The following is a 21,028-nucleotide window of genomic DNA, read 5'->3' as shown; positions in this document are numbered from 1 at the left end:
GGTCGCCGCCACGCGCACGCAAACGGCCGACATCCACGTTGCCGCACGAGCCCACGCAACGACCGGCATCCACGTCGCGCACCAGCCCGCGCAATCGACCCGCACCCACGGACGCATCGCCCCATCTCGCTCGTGGCGCTCGTGCCCACGACAGGCCTGGCCACCCGCCCCGACCAGGCACTCCACCACACCAGAGACAGATCTGTCTCGCCATTGGACAAACCTGTCTGTCTCTGGAACGCTGGACCGCGCGGTTGAGTACCCAGCCGCCACGCGACACGCAACTGCACCCGAGAAGGCGGCAGGTGGAGGAACCGCGCATGAACTCCACGACGACAGCACCACCCCGCGTGCGCGCCCGGCATCCCGGGCGGCGGGAAGGCGAGTACGACCGGTTCGACCCGCTGTTCGAGCGGCTGACCACGCTGGCAGCAGGATCGGCGGAGCACACCCGGCTGCGGGAGCGCCTGATCGCCGAGCACTTGCCCGTGGCACGACACATCGCCCGCCGGTTCTCCGGCCGCGGGGAGCCGGAAAGCGACCTGGTGCAGGTCGCCACGATCGGCTTGATCAACGCGGTGGACCGCTACGACCCGCACTACGGGCGCGGATTCCTGCCGTTCGCGGTGCCCACCATCAAGGGCGAGGTCCAGCGCCATTTCCGTGACGCCACCTGGGCGATGCGGGTGCCGCGCCGGATGAAGGAACTGCACCTGCAGCTGGTCCGGGCGAGCGGCGACCTGGCCGACCGGCTGGGTCGCTCGCCGCGCCCCAGCGAGCTGGCCGAGCACCTGGGCATCAGCCGCGACGAGGTGCTGGACGGCTTGGCGGCCGCGGCCGCCTACCGACCCGCCTCGCTGGACCGGCCGCTGCGCAAGGACGACGACACTTCCGACGGCTACGGCGAACAGCTCGGCGAGACCGACGACGCGCTCGACATCGTGGACGACGCGGAATATCTCCGGCCCGCGCTGCGCAAGCTGCCCGAACGGGAGCGTCGGATCATCGCACTGCGGTTCTTCCGGCACATGACCCAGAGCCAGATCGCTCGCGCCGTCGGCATCTCCCAGATGCACGTCTCCCGGCTGCTGGCCCGGTCACTGGCCGCGTTGCGGCACGAGCTCGGCGGCCGGCCCGGCGGCTGACCCCGCTCCGAGCCGAAACGGCCGACCACGACCGAAATCGAGCGAAACCGACACTGGCCGCGAAGGGCTCCGACGGAGCACACTAGCGGACCATGAACAAGCTGGCCGACGAAGCGGAACGCCTCAGCCTCGACGAATTGCGGGCGCTGCAACTGCGGCGGCTGCAGTGGACCCTGCAGCACGCCTACGACAACGTGCCGTTCTACCGGAAGTCGTTCGACGCCGCCGGAGTCCACCCCAAGGACTGCCGGTCGCTGGAGGACCTGCGCCACTTCCCGTTCACCACCAAGCAGGACCTGCGGGAGAACTACCCGTTCGGCATGTTCGCCGTGCCGCAGGACCAGCTCGCCCGCGTGCACGCCTCCAGCGGAACCACGGGCAAGCCGACGGTGGTCGGATACACCAAGCGCGACATCGACACGTGGGCGGAGGTCGTCGCCCGGTCGATCCGGGCCGCGGGCGGCAGGCCCGGCGACAAGGTGCACGTCGCCTACGGCTACGGGCTGTTCACCGGCGGCCTCGGCGCGCATTACGGCGCCGAGCGGCTGGGCTGCCTGGTCATCCCGGCTTCCGGCGGGATGACCGCGCGGCAGGTGCAGCTGATCACCGACCTGCGGCCGGACGTGATCATGGTGACCCCCTCCTACATGCTCACGCTGCTGGAGGAGTTCGAGCGGCAGGGCATCGACCCGAGGACCAGCTCGTTGCGGGTGGGTATCTTCGGCGCCGAGCCGTGGACCGAGCAGATGCGCGCCGAGATCGAGAACCGCGCTGGACTGGACGCGGTGGACATCTACGGCCTGTCCGAGGTGATCGGCCCCGGCGTGTCCCAGGAGTGCGTGGAGACCAAGGACGGCCTGCACATCTGGGAGGACCACTTCTATCCCGAGATCATCGATCCGGTCATCGAGGAGGTGCTGCCCGACGGCGAGCACGGCGAGCTGGTCTTCACGTCGCTGACCAAGGAAGCCATGCCGCTGATCCGGTACCGCACCAGGGACTTGACCCGGCTGCTGCCGGGCACGGCCCGTCCCGCGATGCGCCGCATGGAGAAGGTCACCGGCCGCAGCGACGACATGATCATCGTGCGCGGCGTGAACGTCTTCCCCACCCAGATCGAGGAGATCATCCTGGGCATCGACGAGCTGGCCCCGCAGTTCCAGCTGGTCCTGACCAGCAAGAACCACCTGGACGAGCTCACCGTGAGGGTGGAGAGCAGGCCGGACGTGCCTGTCGGCAGGCGGGACGCGGCGGCCGAGACGCTGCGCACCCGGATCAAGGAGTCCGTCGGTGTGACGGTCCAGGCCGAGGTGATCGACCCGGACACGCTGGAACGGTCGATCGGCAAGGCGCGGCGGGTGGTGGACAAGCGCGACCGGTCGTGACGCGGCCCCTGCGGCCGGCCACCGGCTCGCACACCGGGCCTAGGACGCCCGCACGACCTGCAGGGCCTCGTTGAGTCCGGTCAAGCGCCGCGCGACGGCTTCGGTCGGGGCGACCACCACCACTCGCTCCCCGGCGCCGTCCGCGGCGTGTGCCACGGCCTGCAGCGCCTCGGTGATCCCGCCGTCAACCGACTCCAGCTCGGCCAGATCGACCACGAGCGGGACGACACCGCCGCAGGTGGCGGCCAGCAGCTGCCTGCGCAGGTGCGTGGCGGCCACCGGGTGCGCCGAACCGTGCAGCCGGGCCACCGTGGTCTGGCCGACAGTGCGGACGTCCAACCGGTGACGCTCGGCGTCCGGCTCCACCGTGTCGGTGATCTCGGGGACGTGCTGCGCGGAAGCGCGCAGGGTCACCGTCGTGCCGTGCGTGCCGCGGTCGATCCGTACGTCGTCCATGGACTCCTGCATGATCAGCACGCCACGGCCGCCGGGGCCCGCGCCCGGGCGGGCAGGCTTCCACGTGCCCTCGTCCGAGACCGTCACCACGACCGACCGGCCGTCGGTTTCCGCACGCAGCCGCACCGGCCCCGGTTCGGTGTCCCGGTAGGCGTGCACGATGGCGTTGGTCGCCGCCTCGTTGGCGGCCAGCACCACCCGGTCGGCCAGTTCCTCGGGGATGCCCCGGTCGGCCAGCCACCCGTTGAGCCGGTTCCGTAGCTCGCCCAACCGCCTCGGATCGGCCACGACCCGGACGTCCAACGGGTCGCGCTGCGCTGTGACCATGGGCGGGGGCTCCAGTCATGGGTCGTCGGACACGGCGATTGTAGAGGTCGATGAGACGTTTCCCAGCCGGCGAGAGTTTCAAACTCGCGCCCCGCATGACGCCTGGCCGGGACGTCGCCTTGAGCGGTGCGGCGAACCACGGCTAGTGTCGGGTTTCGGCAACCCTGGAGGTGGCATGAGCAAGCCCGAGCCGAACGCCGACGCCGACGTGGCCCGGCTGGTGTCCATCGCGCCGGCGGACAGCGGCCGCGACGGCGTCGTCGTCCTCACCGTGTCCGGCGAGCTCGACATGCTCAGCACGGACGCCCTCACCGAGCGGCTCGACGAGGCGCTGCAGCCACCGGCCGAGGCGGTCGTGCTGGACCTGACCGATGTACGTTTCCTCGGCTCCGCGGCACTGTCCGCCCTGCTGAAGAGCGCGGAAGAAGCCAAGGCCAACGGCATCCGGCTGATCCTGGTCGCCAGCAAGCACGCCACCCTGCGCCCGTTCGAGGTCACCGGGATCAGCGACAGCTTCACCATCCGCCCGACGGTGGACGACGCACTGGCCCTGCTCGATTGACCGATCCAGGCAAGGCGGTGGCGAGTTCAGGCGTCCGCCAGCGCCGCGTCCACCGAGTCGTAGCGCGGCAAGTCGAGATCGGCTCCGCTCAGCCTGAGCGAGCGCAGGACCGCGTTCCCCTTGACCACCACCGCGAACCGGGTGCGCTCTCCGACCGTGTCCCTGGCGGCGACCAGCGCGGAGACGCCTGCCGACGCAAAGAAGCGCACGCCCTGCAGGTCCACCACCACCACGCTGGGCTGGTCGCGCAACGCGTCGTCGAGCCCGGCGGTGAGCCGGTCCGCGGTGCTCATGTCGATCTCGCCGGTCACCCGCAGCACCGCGGCGGAATCCCGCCGGTCGACGCGCACGGTGACATCGCCCGCCGAGGACGCAGGCCCTGGCGTGGACGAGGAAACCGACATGGTAGCCCTTTCCGGACATCGAGCACCGACCCGGCAATCGCGTCGGCCGTCACGGTCAGCCTACGGACGGGGACCGGGCCGAGGCAATCAACCAGCCGCACCAGGGTGATGGCCCGCTTCGGTTGCTTCCGGCGGACACGGGGTACATCGTGGTGAACACGTCCGGCTCATCCGCAGGGTGGCTTGCGCGAGAGCCATGCGCGAGGGAAAGGAACCTGGTGGACGGAGCAGACCATCACGCACCGGCGATCGCCGCCCGCGACGACGTCGAGATCCGCTTGGGCGCCGAAGCGGTGCACCTGCCGGTGGTGCGCGCCGTGGCGGTCACCATCGCCATGCGCGCCGACCTCGATCTCGACGCCATTTCGGATCTGGAGCTCGCGGTCGACGAGGCCTGCTCGTCGCTCATCGTGCTCGCCCGCCCGGATTCGCTGCTGATCTGCCGGTTCACCGTGCGCGACGAGGAGATCGTGTTCCGCGCATCGGTCGCCTCCGACCGGGAGCCACCCAGCACGCAGACGTTCGGCTGGCGGGTGCTGACCACCCTGACGGACCGGGCCCGCGGCTGGGCGCGCGCGGGCCAGGTGCACATCGAGCTGGCCAAGGCCAAGCCGGTGTCCGCGCCGGAGGGCCGGGCCGAGGAGATTCATTGATCACGCATCGGGGTGTCCGCACCACGCCCGGCGACGGCACGGGCGGGCAGGCGCGACCGCCGACGAGGCCCGGTCGGCTGTGAACCACCCGACGCCTCCGGACCCGATTCCGCGGCCCGATCCCGATCCGGTCCCGCCGTTGCCGGAGCCGGACCCGGTGCCACCCGGCCCCGAGCCGCAACCGGAACCACCGATCCCCGATCCGCAGCCGCCGCTGCCGGAGCCGGATCCGCATCCCGAGCCACCCCGGCCGGATCCCGCACCGCGGCCACCGGGCCCCGGTCCGCGGCCACCCCTGCCGCATCGCGAACCACCGCCCACCCCTAGGCCGCAACCGCCAGCCAAGCCCGAGCCACCCGCACGCCCGGAACCACCGCCGCACCGGCCGCAGCCACCGGCGCTCCCGAACCACTCCGCCCCCGGCGCACCTCACGGTCGCTGACCGGCCGGCCGGGAACGCCGCTTCGGGGCGCGGCCGGCACACACCCACCCGATGCCGAGCCACCAGGTACCGAATCCGGTTTCGGGCAACCCGTCGGCCACCTGCCGCGGCCAGCCCCAGCACCGGTGCCGGACCCCATGCCGCCCACCTCGTAGCAGCCGCATTGGCCAGCCCCAGCACCGGTGCCCCACGCGAGCCGCCACCTCGGATCAGCGGCTTTGGCCAACCCCTGCACACCACAGCCAGGGACCTCGGTCCGCGACTCCTAGACCGAGTCCGTGCGGCCCACCCGCACCGACACACGTGCGCCAACCACCCAGCGGACCGGCTCCGCACCGACGGCAAGGGGCAGCCCCGGCCTCCCTCGCGCACGACGAGCGAGTGCCGGGGCCGCCGCATGTCACGCGGACCCGTGCCGTCCGGCGTCAGCCCACCGGTGGCATGTCGGTTTCCGGCGAGTCCAGCCCTGGCCGGGACTTCTTCCACTGGCCACGGGTGAAGTCCGGCACCTTCACCGGGCGCCCGCCGCGCTGCAACGACATCACGCTCAGCGGCACCGGCGAGCACCACACCGCCGAGTCGTACACGTCGATGTCCGGCACCAGGCCCGCGCGCATCTGCTGCACGATCCGCCACTGCAGCACGTAGTCCATGCCGCCGTGGCCGCCGGGGTTGTCCGGGTTGTCTCCGACCTTCTTCCACAGCCAGTGGTCGAACCGGTCGCGGTAGCTGTCGAAGCTGCGCCAGGTGTGGCCGCTGTGGTCCGGCTCGAAGTAGGCGCGGGCGTTGGAGTTGCCGCCGCCCACGTAGTCCTCCACGATGCCGCGACTGCCCGCCAGCGAGTTGATCCTGCTGTACGGGCGGGGCGAGCTGACGTCGTGCTCGGCCCGCACGATCCGGCCCTGCTCGGTCTCCAGCAGGCAGGTCACCAGGTCGCCGTTGACGTAGGTCTCCTCCCAGATCGGGTCGTCCTTCGGGATGAACCGCTCCCGGTAGTCGTACAGCCCCTTCGGCTCGGTCGACGTGGCGCGCAGCGTGGTGAACCGGTCGCCGCGGTTGATGTCCATGCACGCCGCGATCGGGGCCAGGCCGTGCATCGGGTACAGGCTGCCGATGCTGCGCATGTGCCACTTCCGCCGCCAGGCGTCGGTGTAGTAGGTCGGGGAGAACAGCAGCTCGCGCAGGTCGTGCAGGTAGCCGCCGTGACCGTTGGTGATGTCCCCGAACAGGCCTTCGTGCGCCATGCGCAGCATCGCCATCTCGTTGCGCCCGTAGCAGCAGTTCTCCATCAGGAACAAGTGCTTGCGGGTCCGCTCGCTGGTGTCCACCAGGCTCCACAGCTCGTGCAGCTCGGTGGCGATGGGCAGCTCGACCCCGACGTGCTTGCCCGCCAGCAGCGCCGCCCGGCCGTGCTCGTAGTGGAACTCCCACGGCGTCGCCACGTAGACAAAGTCCACGTCGCTGCTGGCCACCAGCTTCTTGTAGGACTCGGCGGAGCCGCCGAACTCCATCGGCCGGTCCTTGCCCAGCTCGACCAGGCGATCGGCCGCCCGCTTGGCCCGATCGGCCCGGATGTCGCACACCGCGGTGACCTGCGCGCCCGGCACCGCAGCCCATCCGGGCAGCATTCCCATCCCGCGGTTGCCGAGCCCGATGAGGCCGATGCGGACCACGTCGTGCTCTTCGAACGGCACCCCGATCATCGACTTCTGCCCCGGTTTGCGGGCCGGGACGACTTCGTCGGCACGGTCCGCGGCGGCCGCGGTACCGGAGCTGGTGGCGGCGAGCAGGCCGCCGGCCAGTGCTCCGCCGAGCACGGAACGACGTGAAGTGGTTGGCAGATCAGGCAGGTCAGGCATGGTGTCGCCACTCCTTGGTTCGCCAGCTCAGGACACGTAGCTCACAGCCGGGCCCGACTGTCCACCCAGAACGCCAGAAATGTCAATAGTTGCACGAAAAGGCGCGTAAATACGCAAAAATACGCATTTCGATTGATCATTTGGCGCACGCTGCGCAATCACCGATTGCATGGCGTAATCGCGCGCTGACGCTTGGCGGACATAGCCGGACCGCGTTGCACCTGCCTCTTCCGCTCGGCCGTACAGTGCGACATATTTGGCGAGGTTCAACGACCTTCGAGAGTCGGGAAAGGATGGCCATCACGGTGCAGCGGACAGCAGAGGACGTGTCCGCTCCGACGGCTTCGGCAACCCGGGTGTCGCCGTTGCAGCCACCTCGGGCGAGACGTCAGAACAGGCTCACTCGGGCATGGTCGCGCACGCCGGGCCGGTTGGCGCTCATCATGGCGGGGCTGCTCGCCCTGGTGGCGGTGCTCGCCGGGGTCACGGTGACCACGGCCAACACCAAGACGGACGCCACCTGGGAGCTGGCCGAGCGGCACGAGCCGACGGCGGCCGACGTGCAGCGGCTGTATCGCGCCCTGTCCGAGGCGGACGCGACGGCGGCGAGCACGTTCCTCGCCGCCCAGAACGCCTCGCTCGAGCTGCGGAAACGCTACGAGGACGACATCGCGCTGGCCGGGCAGACGATCGGCCTTGCCGCGGTGGACCGCGGCACCGACCCGCGGGTGGCGCGCGAGATCGACACGATCAGCAGGCAGCTGCCGGTGTACGCGGGCCTGGTGGAAGCCGCCAGGGCGAACAACCTGCAGGGCCTGCCCATCGGTGCGGCCTACCTGCGGGAGGCGTCGCACGTGATGCGGACCCAGATCCTGCCCGCCGCCGAGCGGCTGTACACCATCCAGGCCGACCGGGTCGCCGAGGAGCGCGCCGACGCGGTGCGGTTCCCCTACTTGGCCGCCGGTCTGCTGCTGGTCACCCTGATCGCACTCGTCGCCACCCAGGTCTACCTGTGGCGACACTTCGGACGACGGCTGAACCTCGGCATGGTGGTCGCCACGGCGGCGCTGATCGTCGGGCTGCTGTGGAGCTCGGTGGCGCTGACCCTGCACGCCACCAGCGCGGCCGATGCCCGGCCGGACCGGGTGACCGCGCTCGGGCAGGCCAGGATCGTCGCGCTGCAGGCCAGGGCCAACGAGCTGCTGACGCTGGTCGCGCGCGGCAACGGCGCCCAGTACGAGGAGCAGTTCGACGAGCTCGCCGACGAGCTGGTCGGCAAGGACGGCAAGTCCGGCCTGCTCGCCAAGGCCAGGCAGGACGCCGAAGGCGACGTGGCGGCCGCGCTGGCCAACACCGCAGGGGCCACCCGTAGCTGGCTGGAGGGCTACCGCGAGGTCCGCAAGCTGGACAACGGCGGCAGGCACGGCGAGGCCGTCGAGCGGGCCATCAACGAAGGCGCGGCCGGGGCAAGCGCTCCCGCGTTCGCCCAGCTGGATGCCGGGCTGGAGCGCGCGCTGCAAGCCAGCCGGGAGCAGTTCGTCGACGACATCGTGACGGCGGCTCGTTCGCTCACCCTGCTCACCCCCGGCTGGGCGGTGCTCAGCGTCGTCGCCGCCGGCGGGATCGCCTACGGTTTGCGCGAGCGGCTGCGGGAGTACCGATGATGCGAAGCAGATTCCTGGGTTTGTTGTCGGCTCTGCTCGCCGTGGCGACGGTGCTGGCCGGCTGCGGCGGGGACGTGGCGCCGCGTTCGCTGGTCAAGCCGCGGCCCGCCGACCGGCCGATGCCCGCCGGTGTGCACCTCGATCCGGAGGTGCCGGAGGCGGAATCCGGGTCGGACTGCGGTGACCCGACGGCCAGCCTGGCGCCCCGGGGGCTGACGATCCCGCCCGGATCGACGATGGAGAAGATCCGCAAGCGCGGCCGCCTGATCGCCGGCGTCGACCAGAACACCTACCTGTTCGGCTTCCGCAACCCGACCACCGGCGAGCTGGAAGGGTTCGACATCGACATCGTGCGGGAGATCGCCGAAAAACTGCTCGGCGACCGGAACAAGGTGCAGTTCAAGGCGCTGCCCACCAGCAAGCGGATGGACGCGCTCAAGGACGGGTCGGTGGACCTGGTCGCCTACACCATGACGGTCACCTGCGACCGGCGGAAGGAAGCGGAGTTCTCCAGCGTCTACTTCGAGTCCGGCCAGCGCATCCTGGTCCCGAAGGGATCCGACTACACCGAGGTGTCCGACCTGGGGAACAAGCCGGTGTGCGTGCCCGCCGGCTCGACGTCGCTGGTGAACCTGGCCAAGATGTCGCCCCCGCCGGATCTGGTCGCGGTGGACGACCTGGCGGACTGCCTGCTGCTGTTGCAGCAACGGCAGGTCGAAGCGGTGTCCACGGACGACTCGGTGCTGGCGGGCATGGCACGGCAGGACCCGAGCGTGCACGTGGTCGGCGAGCCGTTCAGCAAGGAGCCGTACGCGATCGGCATCCCGAAGAAGAACATCGACATGGTCCGCTACGTCAACGCCGTGCTGGAGGAGATCCGCAAGGATTCCTGGGACGACATCTACCACCGGTGGCTGGAACCGGCACTGGGTCCGGCGACTCCCCCGGCCGCCAAGTACAAGTGACGGCGCCCAGGGAAGGCCGGTCTGCCGTTGCGCGACCCGGAAGTGACGGCGCCGCGCGCCGACCGCACTCAAGGGAGCCGGTCTGCCGTTGCGCGACCCGGACGGACGGCGCCGCTCGGGCGGCGCTCAGTCCGGTTCGGGCAGCGTGACGATCCCGCTCATCGCGGCGGCGAGCTCCCCGGTGCGCTGCGCCGGCAGCCGTGAAATGATCATCGCCTTGCCGGGCAGGTCGCGAAGCAGCTCCGGCGGGCCCACGTGGATACGTGTCTTCCCACTGGTGGGGGCGGTGAGGCCTTCCTCGTTGCAGTAGATGTCGGCCTTTGTGGGCGCCATGGTGGCCACCTGCCGGTACAGCGTGGCGTCCTCGCGTGCCTCGGCCTCGTCGCCGACCAGGACGACCACGTCCACCCCGAGCATGTCGGCCCCGTAGAAGACCGGGACGACCGACACCAGTGACCGGTCACGCCGGGTCGGCAGCAGCCGGCTCAGCCTGGCGATCTCGGCAACCGACCTGCGCCTGCGCCTGCGATGGATCTGCTTGTGCAGGGCCAAGGCGGTCGCCAGCTGCACGTCGTTCAGCTCGACGCCGACCGAACGGCGGATGATCTCGGCCATCAACGCGACGACCTCGGGGCCGTTGACCCGCGGCATCGGCTCACCTCACTCCCTGCGACGCCCGCGCGCCGCTCGTGTCGATCCTGGCCAAGATCCCGGTGCCCCGACGCCCGTGGCAACAAGATGCCGCGCCGGGACGATCGCCGTGATCACCGTGTCGGCCGACCAGCACGTGCACCACGATGCCGCGCGCGGACGATCGTTCGGCCCGGGCCGCAGGTGACGTAATGCTTCCCCCACCGTTCCACACCGCGCGCTTAGGCTAGCCTAAGCTCACTGAACCTCGTACGCTCGCGAGTATGACCGCAGCCCTTCGCCAGATCGACCAGGCGCCGTTCTCGCAGCAGCTGCGGGAAGCCACCAGGGAAGCGCACGAGCGGGCCGAACGGTCCGCTTTCGTGGCCAAGCTCCTGGACGGGTCGGCCGGGTTGTCCGGGTACGCGGCGCTGGCCGCGCAGCATTTCCACATCTACTCCGCGCTGGAGGAGGCGGGACGGTCGCTGGCCGATCACCCGGTGGTGGGCCGTTTTCTGATCACCGGCCTGGATCGGGTGCCCGCGCTCACCGCCGATCTGGAGTTCCTGCTCGGACCGCGGTGGCGGGACGCGGCCGTCGCCCGCCCGGCCACCGTCGCGTACTGCGAGCGGATCGCCGAGGTGGCCAGGACCTGGCCGGACGGGTTCGTCGCCCATCACTACACCCGCTACCTGGGCGACATCTCCGGCGGGCAGGTCATCCGTTCGCGGCTGCGGACGAGATACGACATCGATGGTGCCGGGGCACGGTTCTACGACTTCAGCGCCCTGGGCAGCCCTGCGGCGTTCCGCCGCCGCTACCGGGAACTGCTCGACACCGCGGGGTGGGACCCGGCCGAGCGGGAGCGGATCATCGCCGAAGCCCGGGTCGCCTTCCGGCACAACGAAGCCGTCTTCGCCGAGCTCGACCGCGCTGCGTGAGTGTCGTTGCCGCGGCGGCGCGGGCCTCGCACCGCGCCGCCGCCGGGATTCGGGTCTACCCTGGCGGACTCCTGTCATTTGCGGACGCGAGGAGGCGGCCATGACGACCACGCTCAACCCCTACATCAGCTTCCAGGACACCGCGCAGCAGGCGATGGAGTTCTACCGGGACATCTTCGGCGGCGAGCTGACCATGAACACGTTCGGCGAGTTCGGGATGGAGGGACCGGGCGCGGACAAGATCATGCACGCGCACCTGAACACGCCGGGCGGCATGACGTTGATGGCGTCGGACACCCCACCCGGCGGCGAACCCAGGTCCGGCTCGGCGATCACCATCTCGCTCAGCGGTGACGACGCCGCCGAGCTGCGCGGCTACTGGGAGAAGCTGTCCTACGGCGGCACGATCGAGGTCCCGTTGGAGAAGCAGATGTGGGGCGACGAATTCGGCCAGCTGGTGGACCGGTTCGGGGTCGGCTGGATGGTCAACATCGGCTCCTGAACGGCCTGACACAACCGTGCCGGCCGGGCGGCGCTCGGCTCACTGCACCACCGCACAGGCGGGACCCGTCTCACTGCACCACCGCACAGGCGGGACCCGTCTCACTACACCACCGCACAGGCGAAACAAGGCGTCGCGCCGCGTCTCCCCCGGTCTCGTCCTCGGCGGTCGCGGCTTCCCCACCGGCCACGGATTCGGGGACGACACGCGTCGCCGCCCGGTGGGTTTCTGGACGCAGGGCCGCCTGCCAGGAGACCCGGTGGCCCCGGATCGCACAGCTCATCAAGAGGCGATCGCCTTCGACCTCGCTGAGGCACGCCGCTGACCGGCACTCGGGAGGCGCGGCAAATGCGCCTAGCGGACAACTACCTCGCCACGCAGGACGACGGCCCGGTCGAGTTCGCGTGCACCATGCCGTCCGGCAAGACATGGCCGCATCACCGGGTGGAGAACCGGGGAGCGCGGCCCGGCGGCGCGCACTCCGGCCCCAGCCCCGGCGTCGGTGACTCGACCGGCGGGCTCGGTCAGCGGAACGCCTCGTGCCCGGTGAGCACCTTGCCGAGCACGAGCGTGTGCATCTCCTCGGTGCCCTCGTAGGTGAGCACGGACTCGAGGTTGTTCATGTGGCGGATGACCGGGTACTCCAGCGAGATGCCGTTCGCCCCGAGGATGCTGCGGGCCGTCCGGCAAATGTCCAGCGCGGCGCGCACGTTGTTGAGCTTGCCGATGCTCACCTGCTCGGGGCGCAACTTGCCGGCGTCCTTGCGGCGTCCGAGGTGCACGGCGAGCAAATAGCCCTTGATGTACTCCAGCGACATGGTCGCGAGCTTGTGCTGGGTGAGCTGGAAAGCCCCGATCGGGCGGTCGAACTGCACACGCTCGCGCGCGTAGGTGCGCGCGGCCTCCAGGCACGTGCGCGCAGCGCCGAGCGCACCCCACACGATGCCGAACCGGGCTTCGTTCAGACAGGACAGCGGGCCCTTCAGCCCCCTGGCTTCCGGCAGCATCGCCGAGTCCGGCAGCCGCACGTTGTCGAGCACGAGCTCACCCGTGGCGGAGGCGCGCAGCGACAGCTTGTGCTTGATCTCGTTCACGGCGAAGCCCGGCGTGCCGACCGGCACGACGAATCCGCGGATCCCGTCGTCCGTCCGCGCCCACACGATCGCGACGTCCGCGAACGGCGCGTTCGATATCCACATCTTGCGCCCGTCGAGGATCCAGTCGGAGCCGTCGCGGCGGGCACGCGTTTTCAGGGCGGCGGGATCCGAGCCGACGTCAGGTTCGGTGAGGCCGAAGCAGCCGATCTTCTCCCCGGCAGCCATCTGCGGCAGCCACTCCTGCTTCTGCTCCTCCGACCCCCACCGCCAGATCGCGAACATCGCCAGCGAGCCCTGCACCGACACGAGCGAACGCAGCCCCGAATCGGTCGCCTCGATCTCCAGGCACGCGAGGCCGTACTCGGTCGCCGACATCCCGGCGCATCCGTAGCCCTCCAGGTGCATGCCGAGCACGCCCAGGGCGCCCAGCTCCTTGGCCAGCTCACGAACATTGGGGATCTCGCCCTGCTCGAACCACTCGGCGACATACGGCTCGGCGGTCCGGTCGAGCATCTGGCGCACGGCCGCCCGCACGGCCTTCTCGTCCCCGGTCAGCAGGTCGTCCAGCCCGGCTGGATCCGAGGGGTCCGGGGCAGGCAGCTGCATGGGGTCGACAGTGCTCATCACTTCTCGTCCTCTCGTAGCCACTCGCGAACCTGGGAGCTGTGCTCACCGAGGCGAGGCGGTGGGGTGTATCGCACGACCGGGGTCTGGGAGTAGCTGATCGGGTGGCGGACCTGCGCCGGCCGCCCCGGTCCGACGTCGACAAGGGGATCCAGGCCAAGACGCTCCGCCAGCGCGAACCCGTCCGCCACCGTCCCCACCTTCCCGGCGGGAACCCCCGCGGCGTTGAGCCGTTCGGACCACTCCTCGGCAGTTCCGTCCGCGAGCAGCGCGGACAGCCGCTCGGCGAGTTCCGCACGATGGGCCAGCCGCGCAGGGTTGGTGGCGAAGCGCTCGTCGTCGGCGAGACCGGGGTCGGCAAGAGCTGCCGCCAGCCGGCGGAACTGCGTGTCGTTCCCGCAAGCGATGACGACGTCGCCGTCCGCGCACGGCAGCGCTTCGTACGGCGCGATGGAGGGGTGGGCGTTCCCCATCCGGCGCGGTGCGACCCCGGTCGTGAGGTAGCTCGACGCCTGGTTCACCAGCGACCCGAGCAGCGAGCTGAGGAGGCTGACCTCGACGAGCTGGCCCTGCCCGGTGGCCCGGCGGGCGTGCAGCGCGGCAAGGATGCCGATGACGGCGTCCTTGGCCGTGAGCACGTCCACCAGGGCGACACCGACCTTCACCGGCTTCCCGCCGCGGTCGGCAGGCTCGCCGGTGATCGACATCAGGCCGCCGACGGCCTGCACGATGAAGTCGTAGCCGGGACGGGTCGCTCCGTGCGTGCGGCCGAAGCCGGTAATCGAGCAGTAGACGACGCCCGGATTGGCCGCCCGCACGTCGTCGTACCCCAGGCCGTACCGGCGCATCGTTCCGGGCCGGAAGTTCTCGATGAGGACGTCGGCGCGCTCGGCGAGCCGGCGGGCCACCGCGAGATCGGCCGGGTCGGCCAGGTCGAGGACGACCGACTCCTTGTTCCGGTTGACGCTTTCGAAGTAGGCGGCGCTGTTGTCCGTCCACGGCGGACCCCAGGCACGGGTGTCGTCGCCGCCCTTCGGGTGCTCGACCTTGACGACGCGTGCGCCCAGGTCGCCGAGCAGCATCGCGGCATACGGGCCCGCGAGCACGCGGCTGAAGTCCGCGACGAGCAGTCCGTCCAGGGGGAGCGACATGCGATCAGTGTCGCCGAACCGAACGATGATGTGAATTACTTCTCTCGTACCCCAGCAATACCTGTTCGGTATCGCTCATCGATCACGCCCGGCCGCGCCGCCGTCGCGGGCCGGTGACGGGTGGCATGGCCTTGACGATCCTCACCAGCTCGGCGAGCGCGGGGTTCGCATCCGACGCCCGCCACGCGAGCCGGACCTCGACCGCGGCGAGTTCGGCCGCCAGCGGCCGGTAGACGACCGTCGGGAGGGGGATGTTCTCGCGCACGCCGGAGAACGTCAGCGCGATGCCGTTGCCCGCGTCGACCATGAGCAGCTGGGTCGCCGAGTCCGGCGCGGTCGCGACGATCTTCGGCACGAACCGGCCACGAATCGACAGCTCGTGCAGCCGCGTCGAGAGCGTGGCACCACCGCCGCCGGGCAGGACGATCCAGGACTCGTCGGCGAGGTCCGCCGCGGTGATGCGCTCGGCCGAGACGAGCCGGTGGTTGTCGGGAAGGGCGATGACCAGCTCCTCGTGAGCGACGACGTGGGATGCGACGTCCCGAGGCAGCACGTCCCAGCGACCGACGATCGCATCCAGCGCGTGCGAGCGCAGGCGTTCCATGCCAGGCGAGGACAGCTGGGACCCGTACAGCTCGATCCCGATGCCCGGGCGCCGAGCACGCACCGCACGCACGATCGCGCTCACGATCGAGTTCACCGACGCGCCCGAGAACCCCAGGCGCACCCGGCCGATCTCGCCGCGCTGCACGCGCTGGAGCAGGGGACGGATGCGCTCGGACTGCATGAGGAGTTCACGGGCCGGTTCGATGAGCGCTTCGCCGGCAGGCGTGAGGCTCACTTTGCGCGGGCTGCGCTCGAACAAGGTGACCCCGAGCTGCGCCTCGAGCGCGCGGATGAGGCGGCTCAGCGGCGGCTGGGCCATGTGCAGGCGGAGCGCCGCCCGGCCGAAGTGCAGCTCCTCTGCGACCGCGAGAAAAGCACGTGCCTGGTTCACGTCCACCGGCTTGAGCGTACGACCGGAATTCGGCAAAGCCGAGAAATCGGCTGTTGACGAGGCCCCCGTCATGAGGCATCGTGTACGCGACCGACCAATCGGTCGGGTGGTGGTACGGAGGGGCAGACGGACCCTGACCTCCTCTCACTGGATGAGCAATCAGACGTAGCCGAGCGGAGTCGTCGCACCCGCGGGCGGGGTGCTCACTTCGGACCAGAGGGCGCCCAGACTTCCGTGGATGGAAGACCGAGTAGGGGCCATGAACGTGATACAGAAGTCGCGGACAGCGACGCCGAACCCGGTCAAAGTCGTCATCGAGCCTCGGGTCACCGACCGAGATCCCGACAAGTACGAACGGCGCCTGAAGAGGCAGAACACGATCCTGGCCGTCGCGACGCCCATTGTGCTGATCCTGCTGTGGGAGCTCGCGGCCCGGGGCGGGATCATCGACGTGCGCTTCTTCCCCCCGCCGAGCTCGATCGCCGTCACCGGCTGGGAGCTCGTGGAGAACGGCATGCTGCCGACCGCGCTGCTGGTCACCATCCGGACGCTGCTGATCGGCCTGGTAGTCGGCAATGTCGTCGGGACGGTCGTCGGCATGGCCATGGGGCTGGTCCGCCCGCTGCGCGCAGCCTTCGACCCGCTGCTGTCCGGGCTCTACACCGTTCCGAAGCTTGCCGTGCTGCCGCTGTTCATGCTGCTGCTCGGCCTCGGTGAACCCCCGCGCATCGTGGTCGTCGCGATCGGGTCCTTCTTCATCGCGTGGATCACGATGCTCGAGGCGACCATGGGCGTCGCGCACGGCTACCTGGAGACGGCCGAGTCGCTCGAGCTCACCCGAGGCCAGCGGTTGCGCCGCGTGCTCGTTCCCGCGGTGCTCCCCGAGTACTTCGTCGGCCTGCGCATCGCGGTCGGCAACGCCGTGCTGCTCATCGTCGGCGTCGAGTTCGTCATGAGCAGCGAAGGAATCGGCAGCCTGATCTGGCGGTCGTGGCAGATCTTCGCCACTGAGCGGATGTACGCCGGGATCGTCTGCGTCGGCTTGCTGGGTTACGTCCTGACCAAGCTCGTCACGATCGCGGCGCGAGTGGCCGTGCCCTGGGGTCCGAAGTCGATGAAGCGCCGCCGTTAGCCGCCCGTCCGCTCCCGCCGAGCGGGCCAGGCCGCAAGCGTGCGAATCCCTTGTCTCAATGGAGAGAAAGGAACCTGCGAGTGTACGCCAAGAGACTCAGTGCAGGACTCGTCGTCGGCGCGCTCCTGCTGACCACCGGATGCGCGGGGATGGGTGACGGCGACGACACTTCCGCCGCCGGCTCGGCGGAGCAGCTGATCGCCGACGGGGTCATGGACGAAGAAGGGGTGCTCGCCGAGCCCGCGACGATCACCATCGCCACGGCTGCTCCCACCGCCTTCACGATCCCGCTGTACATGGCCGCGGCCGGGCACGACGCGTTCAAGCGCCGGAACCTCACCGTGAAGATCGAGAACATGCCCGGCACGGACTCCTATCCGCTCATGTCCACCGGGCAGCTCGACGGGAACTACAGCGCACCCGACGTCGGCATGTTCAACGCGATCCACAACGGCGCCGACCTCGCCGTCGTCGCGCCGACCCAGATCCAGGCCGAGGACGCCAAGGACGGCCTGTACTGCCGGGTCGACGACATGGGCGGCAAGCCGTTCTCCTGGGACATGATCCGCGGCAAGAAGATCGGCTCCTCGCAGGCCAACCGCGGCGTGTCGATGATCCAGATCGTCAAGAACCTCAAGGAGAACGACATCCCGGTCACCGACGTCGAGGTGGTGCAGATGAGCACCGCCGACCAGGTCGCCGCCTTGGAGAAGGGTGGCCTGTTCTGCGGCCTCATCCAGGAGCCGATCACGGCCACGGTGGAGGAGGCGGGCCACGCCGTCTTCGTCGCGCGCCAGATGGAGTTCGGCTTCCCCAACGGATCGGTCGCCTTCGGCAAGTCGATCCTCCGCGACCACCCCGAGCGCGGGTACGCGTTCGTCGCTGCGCTGGCCGAGCTCTACCGCGACGAGCTGCAAGGCGAGTGGCTGCGCGGCCGCGAGGAGTACTTCGCCGAACTGCTCGGGCAGCCGGTCGACGCGCTGAAGAAGATGACGACGCCGATCTACAGCCTGCCGATGGAGTTCCCGGAGAACTACGCGCGGACCTTCGACCAGACCTGGCGCAGCTGGGACGACCTGCTCCAGTACGACGAGCCGCTGCCCGAGGACAAGGTCATCGACCAGCGGTTCATGGACTTCGCCAACAAGCTTCTCGCCCGCGACTGACCAGAGCGCACGAGAGGACCGAAATCCAGTGAAGAACGAGGCGGGATGCACCGTGCCCTCGATCGGAGACACCCGACGCTTGGACCCGCACGAGGTCAAGGAAAGCCTCCAGCACGCCCATCCGAACGTACTGCGAGCGGTGACGTATCTGATGACGGGCAACCCCGAGCTGCTGGTGATGCGCACGATCGAAGTGGAGCGTCGTGGCGGCGCCTTCATCGAGCAGACGCTCAGCGAGAGCGACGCGCAAAGGGTGCGGGAGTTGGCGTTCGAGCTGCTGACCTCGCCCGACCTCGATCAGCGTCCGGAGTCGGCCATGGCTCTGGACTTCGACCAGGACCGCATCCGCGACGCGGTCGGGTTCCTGCTGGGAACCCGACCGCGGGAGGCGGAGTTCCGGCTGGCGATCCGCGAGCTCGGCCTCGAGGAGGCGTGCGGCGTGTCGACGCGAGCGAGGTGGTCCACCGACGTCGACCCGTCCGGCTGGCGTGTCCTCGTCGTCGGGGCCGGCTTCAGCGGCATCGGGATGGCGGTGCGGCTGCAAGAGCTCGGCATCCCCTACTTGGTCGTCGACAAGCAGCCGCGCATCGGCGGGACATGGGAGCGGAACCAGTTCCCCGAGGCGCGCGTGGACACGACGAGCTACGTCTACCAGTTCAGCTTCGTCGAAAAGTACCCGTGGAAGGAGCACTACGCGTCGCAGGAGGAGGTGCGGCAGTACCTCGAGTACGTGGCGAGCTCGTACGGCGTGACGCCGCACATTCGCCTCGAGACCGAGCTGGTCGAAGGCCGGTTCAACGCCGAGACCTCGATGTGGGAGCTCGTGCTGCGCGACAAGACCGGTGCGGAGTGGAAGGAGACGGCGAACTTCGTCGTCAGCGGTTCCGGTCTGTTCTCCACGCCGAAGATCCCCGCGTTCCCCGGCCTGGAGGAGTTCGAGGGACCGATCGTGCACAGCGCGCAGTGGGACCCGGGCTTCGATCCGACCGGGAAGCGGGTGGCGATCGCCGGCAACGGGTCGACCGGCGTGCAGATCCTGCCGTGGCTGGCGAACAAGGCGGACCACGTGACCGTCTTCCAGCGCACGCCGCAGTGGATCTCGCCGCTGGAGAAATACAAGGAGAAGGTCTCCGAACAGATTCAGTGGCTGCACGACAACGTGCCCTTCTACTGGAAGTGGTCGTGCTTCAACGCCCGCCTCATCCGCGGGTCGCTCGGTGACGCCCAGGAGTACGACCGCGCATGGCAGGCGGCCGGGGGCCTGGTGAGCCGCAGGAACGACGGCCTCCGGGAGAACCTCAAGGCCTACATCGCGACGAAACTCGCCGACCACCCGGACCTGCGGGAGGCGTGCACGCCCGACTACGCGCCGCTGGCCCGGCGCCTGGTGGTCGACAACGGCTGGTACGACGCGATCGTCAAGCCGAACGTCACCCTGATCCCCCGAGGAGTGGCCGCGCTCGGACGCAACAGCGTGATCGCGGCGGACGGGACCGCTTACGAGTGCGACGCGCTCGTGCTGGCCACGGGATTCGAGGTCGAGAAGTACACGCTGCCTGCCAAGTACTACGGGCCGGACGGCCGGACCCTGGAAGACGTCTGGGCCAAGGACGGCCCGCGCGCCTACGCCGGAGTCGAGGTGCCGGGCTTCCCCAACTTCTTCATCATGTACGGGCCGAACGGACAGCCGCGCGGCGGCAGCTACGTGGCCGCGCTCGAGCTGTGGATCGACTTCGCAGCCGGCCTGATCGTGCAGACCATCGAGTCCGGCCACCGCCGGTGCGAGGTCACCGTCGAGGCGTTCGACAAGTACAACGCGCTGATGGACATCGAGATGGAGCGGCTCATCTGGGAAGGTGAGGCGCCCAAGGACCGCAACTACTACGTGAATTCGTTCGGTCGGCAGAACGTGAACATGCCGTGGCGCCTGCACGACTACGCGCAGATCCTGTGGAAGTCGGAGGACACGCATGTCTTCGCGTGACCGTGCACCGAGCACGCGGGAGCAGCGCTGGGCCGACCTCCCCGGCGGGAGCGCGCACGGGGTCTTCGGCGCCGACGACGTGTTCGGGACGCTGAACCGGCAGTCGGCCGAAACCGTCCTCGGGGCGGTGCGGTCCGTGCGCAGCGGCAAGGTGTTCTCCCTCAACCTGCCGCTGACCGAGCCGACCCCGCCGCTGTTCCAGCGCCAGCTGCCGCGGCACGACGTGTTCACCACGCCGAGGGGAAACCTCGACGACGTGCTGGACAACTTCTATCCGCAGTCCTCGTCCCAGTGGGACGGGTTCCTGCACGTGCCGGATCCCGAGCTCGGCTTCTACAACGGCCTGGGTCGAGAAGAGCACGGGGTGCATCACTGGGCGGCTCGGGGCATCGTGGGGCGCGGCGTCGTGCTGGACATCAGCGACGCCCTGTGGGCAGCGGGCGGGACGGACGCATTCGCGGCGTCGACGGCCGTCGGCATCGACGCGCTGGAGGCGGCGCGCGAAGCAGCCGGTGTGGAGTACCGCCGCGGCGACATCCTCCTGGTGCGTACCGGCTGGATCTCCTGGTACCGCAGCCAACCGCTCGAACGGCGGCAGGCCGTTCGCGACGCGCGCGTCGCGCCAGGGCTCGAAGCGTCGGCGGCGGTGGCCGAATACCTCTGGGACCACGGATTCCTGGCGATCGCCTCGGACGCTCCCGGCGTCGAGGCGCTGCCCAGCAAGCGGGAGGGATCGCTCCACCACCGTCTGCTGGCCCGCCTCGGGATGCCGCTGGGCGAGCTGTGGTGGCTGGACGACCTGGCCGCCGAGTGTTCGGCCGACGGGTTCGCCGACTGCCTTGTCACCTCGAGCCCGCTCGGCATCGTCGGCGGTGTCGGGTCGCCCCCGAACGCCATCGCGATCAAGTGACGAGCCAACCCACCGAGATCGGAGGACAGCCA

General features: G+C 69.8%; 19 protein-coding genes. 12 read left to right on the top strand and 7 right to left on the bottom strand.

What is annotated here, in order from left to right; genetic code table 11:
- Positions 1 to 320 precede the first annotated feature (320 nt).
- Both CXP56_RS11165 and paaK read left to right on the top strand, forming a co-directional pair.
- The gene (locus CXP56_RS11165) at positions 321 to 1,145 is read left to right on the top strand and encodes a SigB/SigF/SigG family RNA polymerase sigma factor (RefSeq protein ID WP_051310256.1); all 825 of its coding nucleotides are present in this window, start codon (positions 321 to 323) and stop codon (positions 1,143 to 1,145) included.
- Positions 1,146 to 1,237: 92 nt separating this feature from the next.
- Positions 1,238 to 2,530 carry a phenylacetate--CoA ligase PaaK gene (gene paaK / locus CXP56_RS11160; protein ID WP_286901021.1) on the top strand — a complete coding sequence of 431 codons (1,293 nt, stop codon included), beginning with the start codon at positions 1,238 to 1,240 and terminating at the stop codon, positions 2,528 to 2,530.
- 39 nt (positions 2,531 to 2,569) lie between these two features.
- Here paaK and CXP56_RS11155 read toward each other — a convergent pair whose 3' ends face one another.
- Positions 2,570 to 3,313, bottom strand: coding sequence for an ATP-binding protein (locus CXP56_RS11155; RefSeq protein WP_286901020.1), 744 nt, complete (start codon positions 3,311 to 3,313; stop codon positions 2,570 to 2,572).
- A 175-nt stretch (positions 3,314 to 3,488) separates the two neighbouring features.
- On the opposite strand from CXP56_RS11155, the gene CXP56_RS11150 reads away from it, so the two are divergent.
- Complete coding sequence (locus CXP56_RS11150) at positions 3,489 to 3,875, top strand: STAS domain-containing protein (protein ID WP_051310175.1); 387 nt, start codon at positions 3,489 to 3,491, stop codon at positions 3,873 to 3,875.
- 26 nt (positions 3,876 to 3,901) lie between these two features.
- Here the strand turns inward: CXP56_RS11150 and CXP56_RS11145 are convergent, their stop codons facing one another.
- The gene (locus tag CXP56_RS11145; RefSeq protein ID WP_084609205.1) at positions 3,902 to 4,279 is read right to left on the bottom strand and encodes an STAS domain-containing protein; all 378 of its coding nucleotides are present in this window, start codon (positions 4,277 to 4,279) and stop codon (positions 3,902 to 3,904) included.
- A gap of 218 nt (positions 4,280 to 4,497) precedes the next feature.
- Here CXP56_RS11145 and CXP56_RS11140 point away from each other — a divergent pair, with 218 nt between their 5' ends.
- Entirely contained in the window at positions 4,498 to 4,932 is a 435-nt protein-coding gene (locus CXP56_RS11140) for an ATP-binding protein (RefSeq protein WP_051310174.1), read from the top strand.
- Positions 4,933 to 5,799: 867 nt separating this feature from the next.
- Here CXP56_RS11140 and CXP56_RS11135 read toward each other — a convergent pair.
- The gene (locus tag CXP56_RS11135) at positions 5,800 to 7,233 is read right to left on the bottom strand and encodes a Gfo/Idh/MocA family protein (protein ID WP_156899212.1); all 1,434 of its coding nucleotides are present in this window, start codon (positions 7,231 to 7,233) and stop codon (positions 5,800 to 5,802) included.
- A 431-nt stretch (positions 7,234 to 7,664) separates the two neighbouring features.
- Here CXP56_RS11135 and CXP56_RS11130 point away from each other — a divergent pair, with 431 nt between their 5' ends.
- Both CXP56_RS11130 and CXP56_RS11125 read left to right on the top strand, forming a co-directional pair.
- Positions 7,665 to 8,897, top strand: a complete 1,233-nt coding sequence (locus tag CXP56_RS11130) for a GlnX family signal transduction membrane protein (RefSeq protein WP_156899211.1) — start codon at positions 7,665 to 7,667, stop codon at positions 8,895 to 8,897.
- Positions 8,894 to 9,862 carry a glutamate ABC transporter substrate-binding protein gene (locus CXP56_RS11125; protein ID WP_353744547.1) on the top strand — a complete coding sequence of 323 codons (969 nt, stop codon included), beginning with the start codon at positions 8,894 to 8,896 and terminating at the stop codon, positions 9,860 to 9,862. The genes CXP56_RS11130 and CXP56_RS11125 overlap by 4 nt, the downstream gene beginning before the upstream one ends.
- A gap of 126 nt (positions 9,863 to 9,988) precedes the next feature.
- Here CXP56_RS11125 and CXP56_RS11120 read toward each other — a convergent pair whose 3' ends face one another.
- On the bottom strand, positions 9,989 to 10,513 hold the full coding sequence (locus CXP56_RS11120) for a hypothetical protein (protein ID WP_028847763.1): 525 nt from the start codon (positions 10,511 to 10,513) through the stop codon (positions 9,989 to 9,991).
- A 263-nt stretch (positions 10,514 to 10,776) separates the two neighbouring features.
- Between CXP56_RS11120 and CXP56_RS11115 the strand changes: the two genes are divergently transcribed.
- A complete protein-coding gene (locus CXP56_RS11115) occupies positions 10,777 to 11,433 on the top strand; it encodes a biliverdin-producing heme oxygenase (protein WP_028847762.1) in 657 nt (218 codons plus the stop codon).
- A 100-nt stretch (positions 11,434 to 11,533) separates the two neighbouring features.
- Entirely contained in the window at positions 11,534 to 11,935 is a 402-nt protein-coding gene (locus tag CXP56_RS11110) for a VOC family protein (protein ID WP_286901016.1), read from the top strand.
- 524 nt (positions 11,936 to 12,459) lie between these two features.
- On the opposite strand, the gene CXP56_RS11105 is transcribed toward CXP56_RS11110, so the two are convergent.
- The 3 genes from CXP56_RS11105 to CXP56_RS11095 form a co-directional block, all read right to left on the bottom strand.
- Positions 12,460 to 13,656, bottom strand: coding sequence for an acyl-CoA dehydrogenase family protein (locus CXP56_RS11105; RefSeq protein ID WP_028847760.1), 1,197 nt, complete (start codon positions 13,654 to 13,656; stop codon positions 12,460 to 12,462).
- Entirely contained in the window at positions 13,656 to 14,807 is a 1,152-nt protein-coding gene (locus CXP56_RS11100) for a CaiB/BaiF CoA transferase family protein (protein WP_028847759.1), read from the bottom strand. The genes CXP56_RS11105 and CXP56_RS11100 overlap by 1 nt, the downstream gene beginning before the upstream one ends.
- Before the next feature lie 82 nt (positions 14,808 to 14,889).
- Positions 14,890 to 15,810: a LysR substrate-binding domain-containing protein gene (locus CXP56_RS11095; protein WP_051310172.1), complete on the bottom strand. Its 921-nt coding sequence runs from the start codon at positions 15,808 to 15,810 to the stop codon at positions 14,890 to 14,892.
- A gap of 253 nt (positions 15,811 to 16,063) precedes the next feature.
- On the opposite strand from CXP56_RS11095, the gene CXP56_RS11090 reads away from it, so the two are divergent.
- From CXP56_RS11090 to CXP56_RS11075, 4 genes are all read left to right on the top strand, one after another.
- Positions 16,064 to 16,936 (top strand): ABC transporter permease, encoded by an 873-nt coding sequence (locus tag CXP56_RS11090; RefSeq protein WP_038045031.1) that lies wholly within the window; start codon positions 16,064 to 16,066, stop codon positions 16,934 to 16,936.
- Positions 16,937 to 17,016: 80 nt separating this feature from the next.
- Positions 17,017 to 18,102 carry an ABC transporter substrate-binding protein gene (locus CXP56_RS11085; protein WP_156899210.1) on the top strand — a complete coding sequence of 362 codons (1,086 nt, stop codon included), beginning with the start codon at positions 17,017 to 17,019 and terminating at the stop codon, positions 18,100 to 18,102.
- A 52-nt stretch (positions 18,103 to 18,154) separates the two neighbouring features.
- Positions 18,155 to 20,086 (top strand): flavin-containing monooxygenase, encoded by a 1,932-nt coding sequence (locus CXP56_RS11080; protein ID WP_286901014.1) that lies wholly within the window; start codon positions 18,155 to 18,157, stop codon positions 20,084 to 20,086.
- Positions 20,073 to 20,996: a cyclase family protein gene (locus tag CXP56_RS11075; RefSeq protein WP_051310170.1), complete on the top strand. Its 924-nt coding sequence runs from the start codon at positions 20,073 to 20,075 to the stop codon at positions 20,994 to 20,996. Before CXP56_RS11080 ends, CXP56_RS11075 begins: the two co-directional genes overlap by 14 nt.
- The last annotated feature ends 32 nt before the right edge of the window (positions 20,997 to 21,028 follow it).

Origin of the sequence: Thermocrispum sp., assembly GCF_002919275.1 — a bacterium.
Taxonomy (GTDB): domain Bacteria; phylum Actinomycetota; class Actinomycetes; order Mycobacteriales; family Pseudonocardiaceae; genus Thermocrispum; species Thermocrispum agreste.
This window is presented reverse-complemented; position numbering and strand designations above follow the sequence as displayed.

Coding starts and splice junctions, on each gene's coding strand:
- CXP56_RS11165 (WP_051310256.1), top strand. CDS start 321: ATGAACTCCACGACGACAGCACCACCCCGCGTGCGCGCCCGGCATCCC.
- paaK (WP_286901021.1), top strand. CDS start 1,238: ATGAACAAGCTGGCCGACGAAGCGGAACGCCTCAGCCTCGACGAATTG.
- CXP56_RS11155 (WP_286901020.1), bottom strand. CDS start 3,313: ATGGTCACAGCGCAGCGCGACCCGTTGGACGTCCGGGTCGTGGCCGAT.
- CXP56_RS11150 (WP_051310175.1), top strand. CDS start 3,489: ATGAGCAAGCCCGAGCCGAACGCCGACGCCGACGTGGCCCGGCTGGTG.
- CXP56_RS11145 (WP_084609205.1), bottom strand. CDS start 4,279: ATGTCGGTTTCCTCGTCCACGCCAGGGCCTGCGTCCTCGGCGGGCGAT.
- CXP56_RS11135 (WP_156899212.1), bottom strand. CDS start 7,233: ATGCCTGACCTGCCTGATCTGCCAACCACTTCACGTCGTTCCGTGCTC.
- CXP56_RS11125 (WP_353744547.1), top strand. CDS start 8,894: ATGATGCGAAGCAGATTCCTGGGTTTGTTGTCGGCTCTGCTCGCCGTG.
- CXP56_RS11120 (WP_028847763.1), bottom strand. CDS start 10,513: ATGCCGCGGGTCAACGGCCCCGAGGTCGTCGCGTTGATGGCCGAGATC.
- CXP56_RS11115 (WP_028847762.1), top strand. CDS start 10,777: ATGACCGCAGCCCTTCGCCAGATCGACCAGGCGCCGTTCTCGCAGCAG.
- CXP56_RS11110 (WP_286901016.1), top strand. CDS start 11,534: ATGACGACCACGCTCAACCCCTACATCAGCTTCCAGGACACCGCGCAG.
- CXP56_RS11105 (WP_028847760.1), bottom strand. CDS start 13,656: ATGAGCACTGTCGACCCCATGCAGCTGCCTGCCCCGGACCCCTCGGAT.
- CXP56_RS11100 (WP_028847759.1), bottom strand. CDS start 14,807: ATGTCGCTCCCCCTGGACGGACTGCTCGTCGCGGACTTCAGCCGCGTG.
- CXP56_RS11090 (WP_038045031.1), top strand. CDS start 16,064: ATGAACGTGATACAGAAGTCGCGGACAGCGACGCCGAACCCGGTCAAA.
- CXP56_RS11075 (WP_051310170.1), top strand. CDS start 20,073: ATGTCTTCGCGTGACCGTGCACCGAGCACGCGGGAGCAGCGCTGGGCC.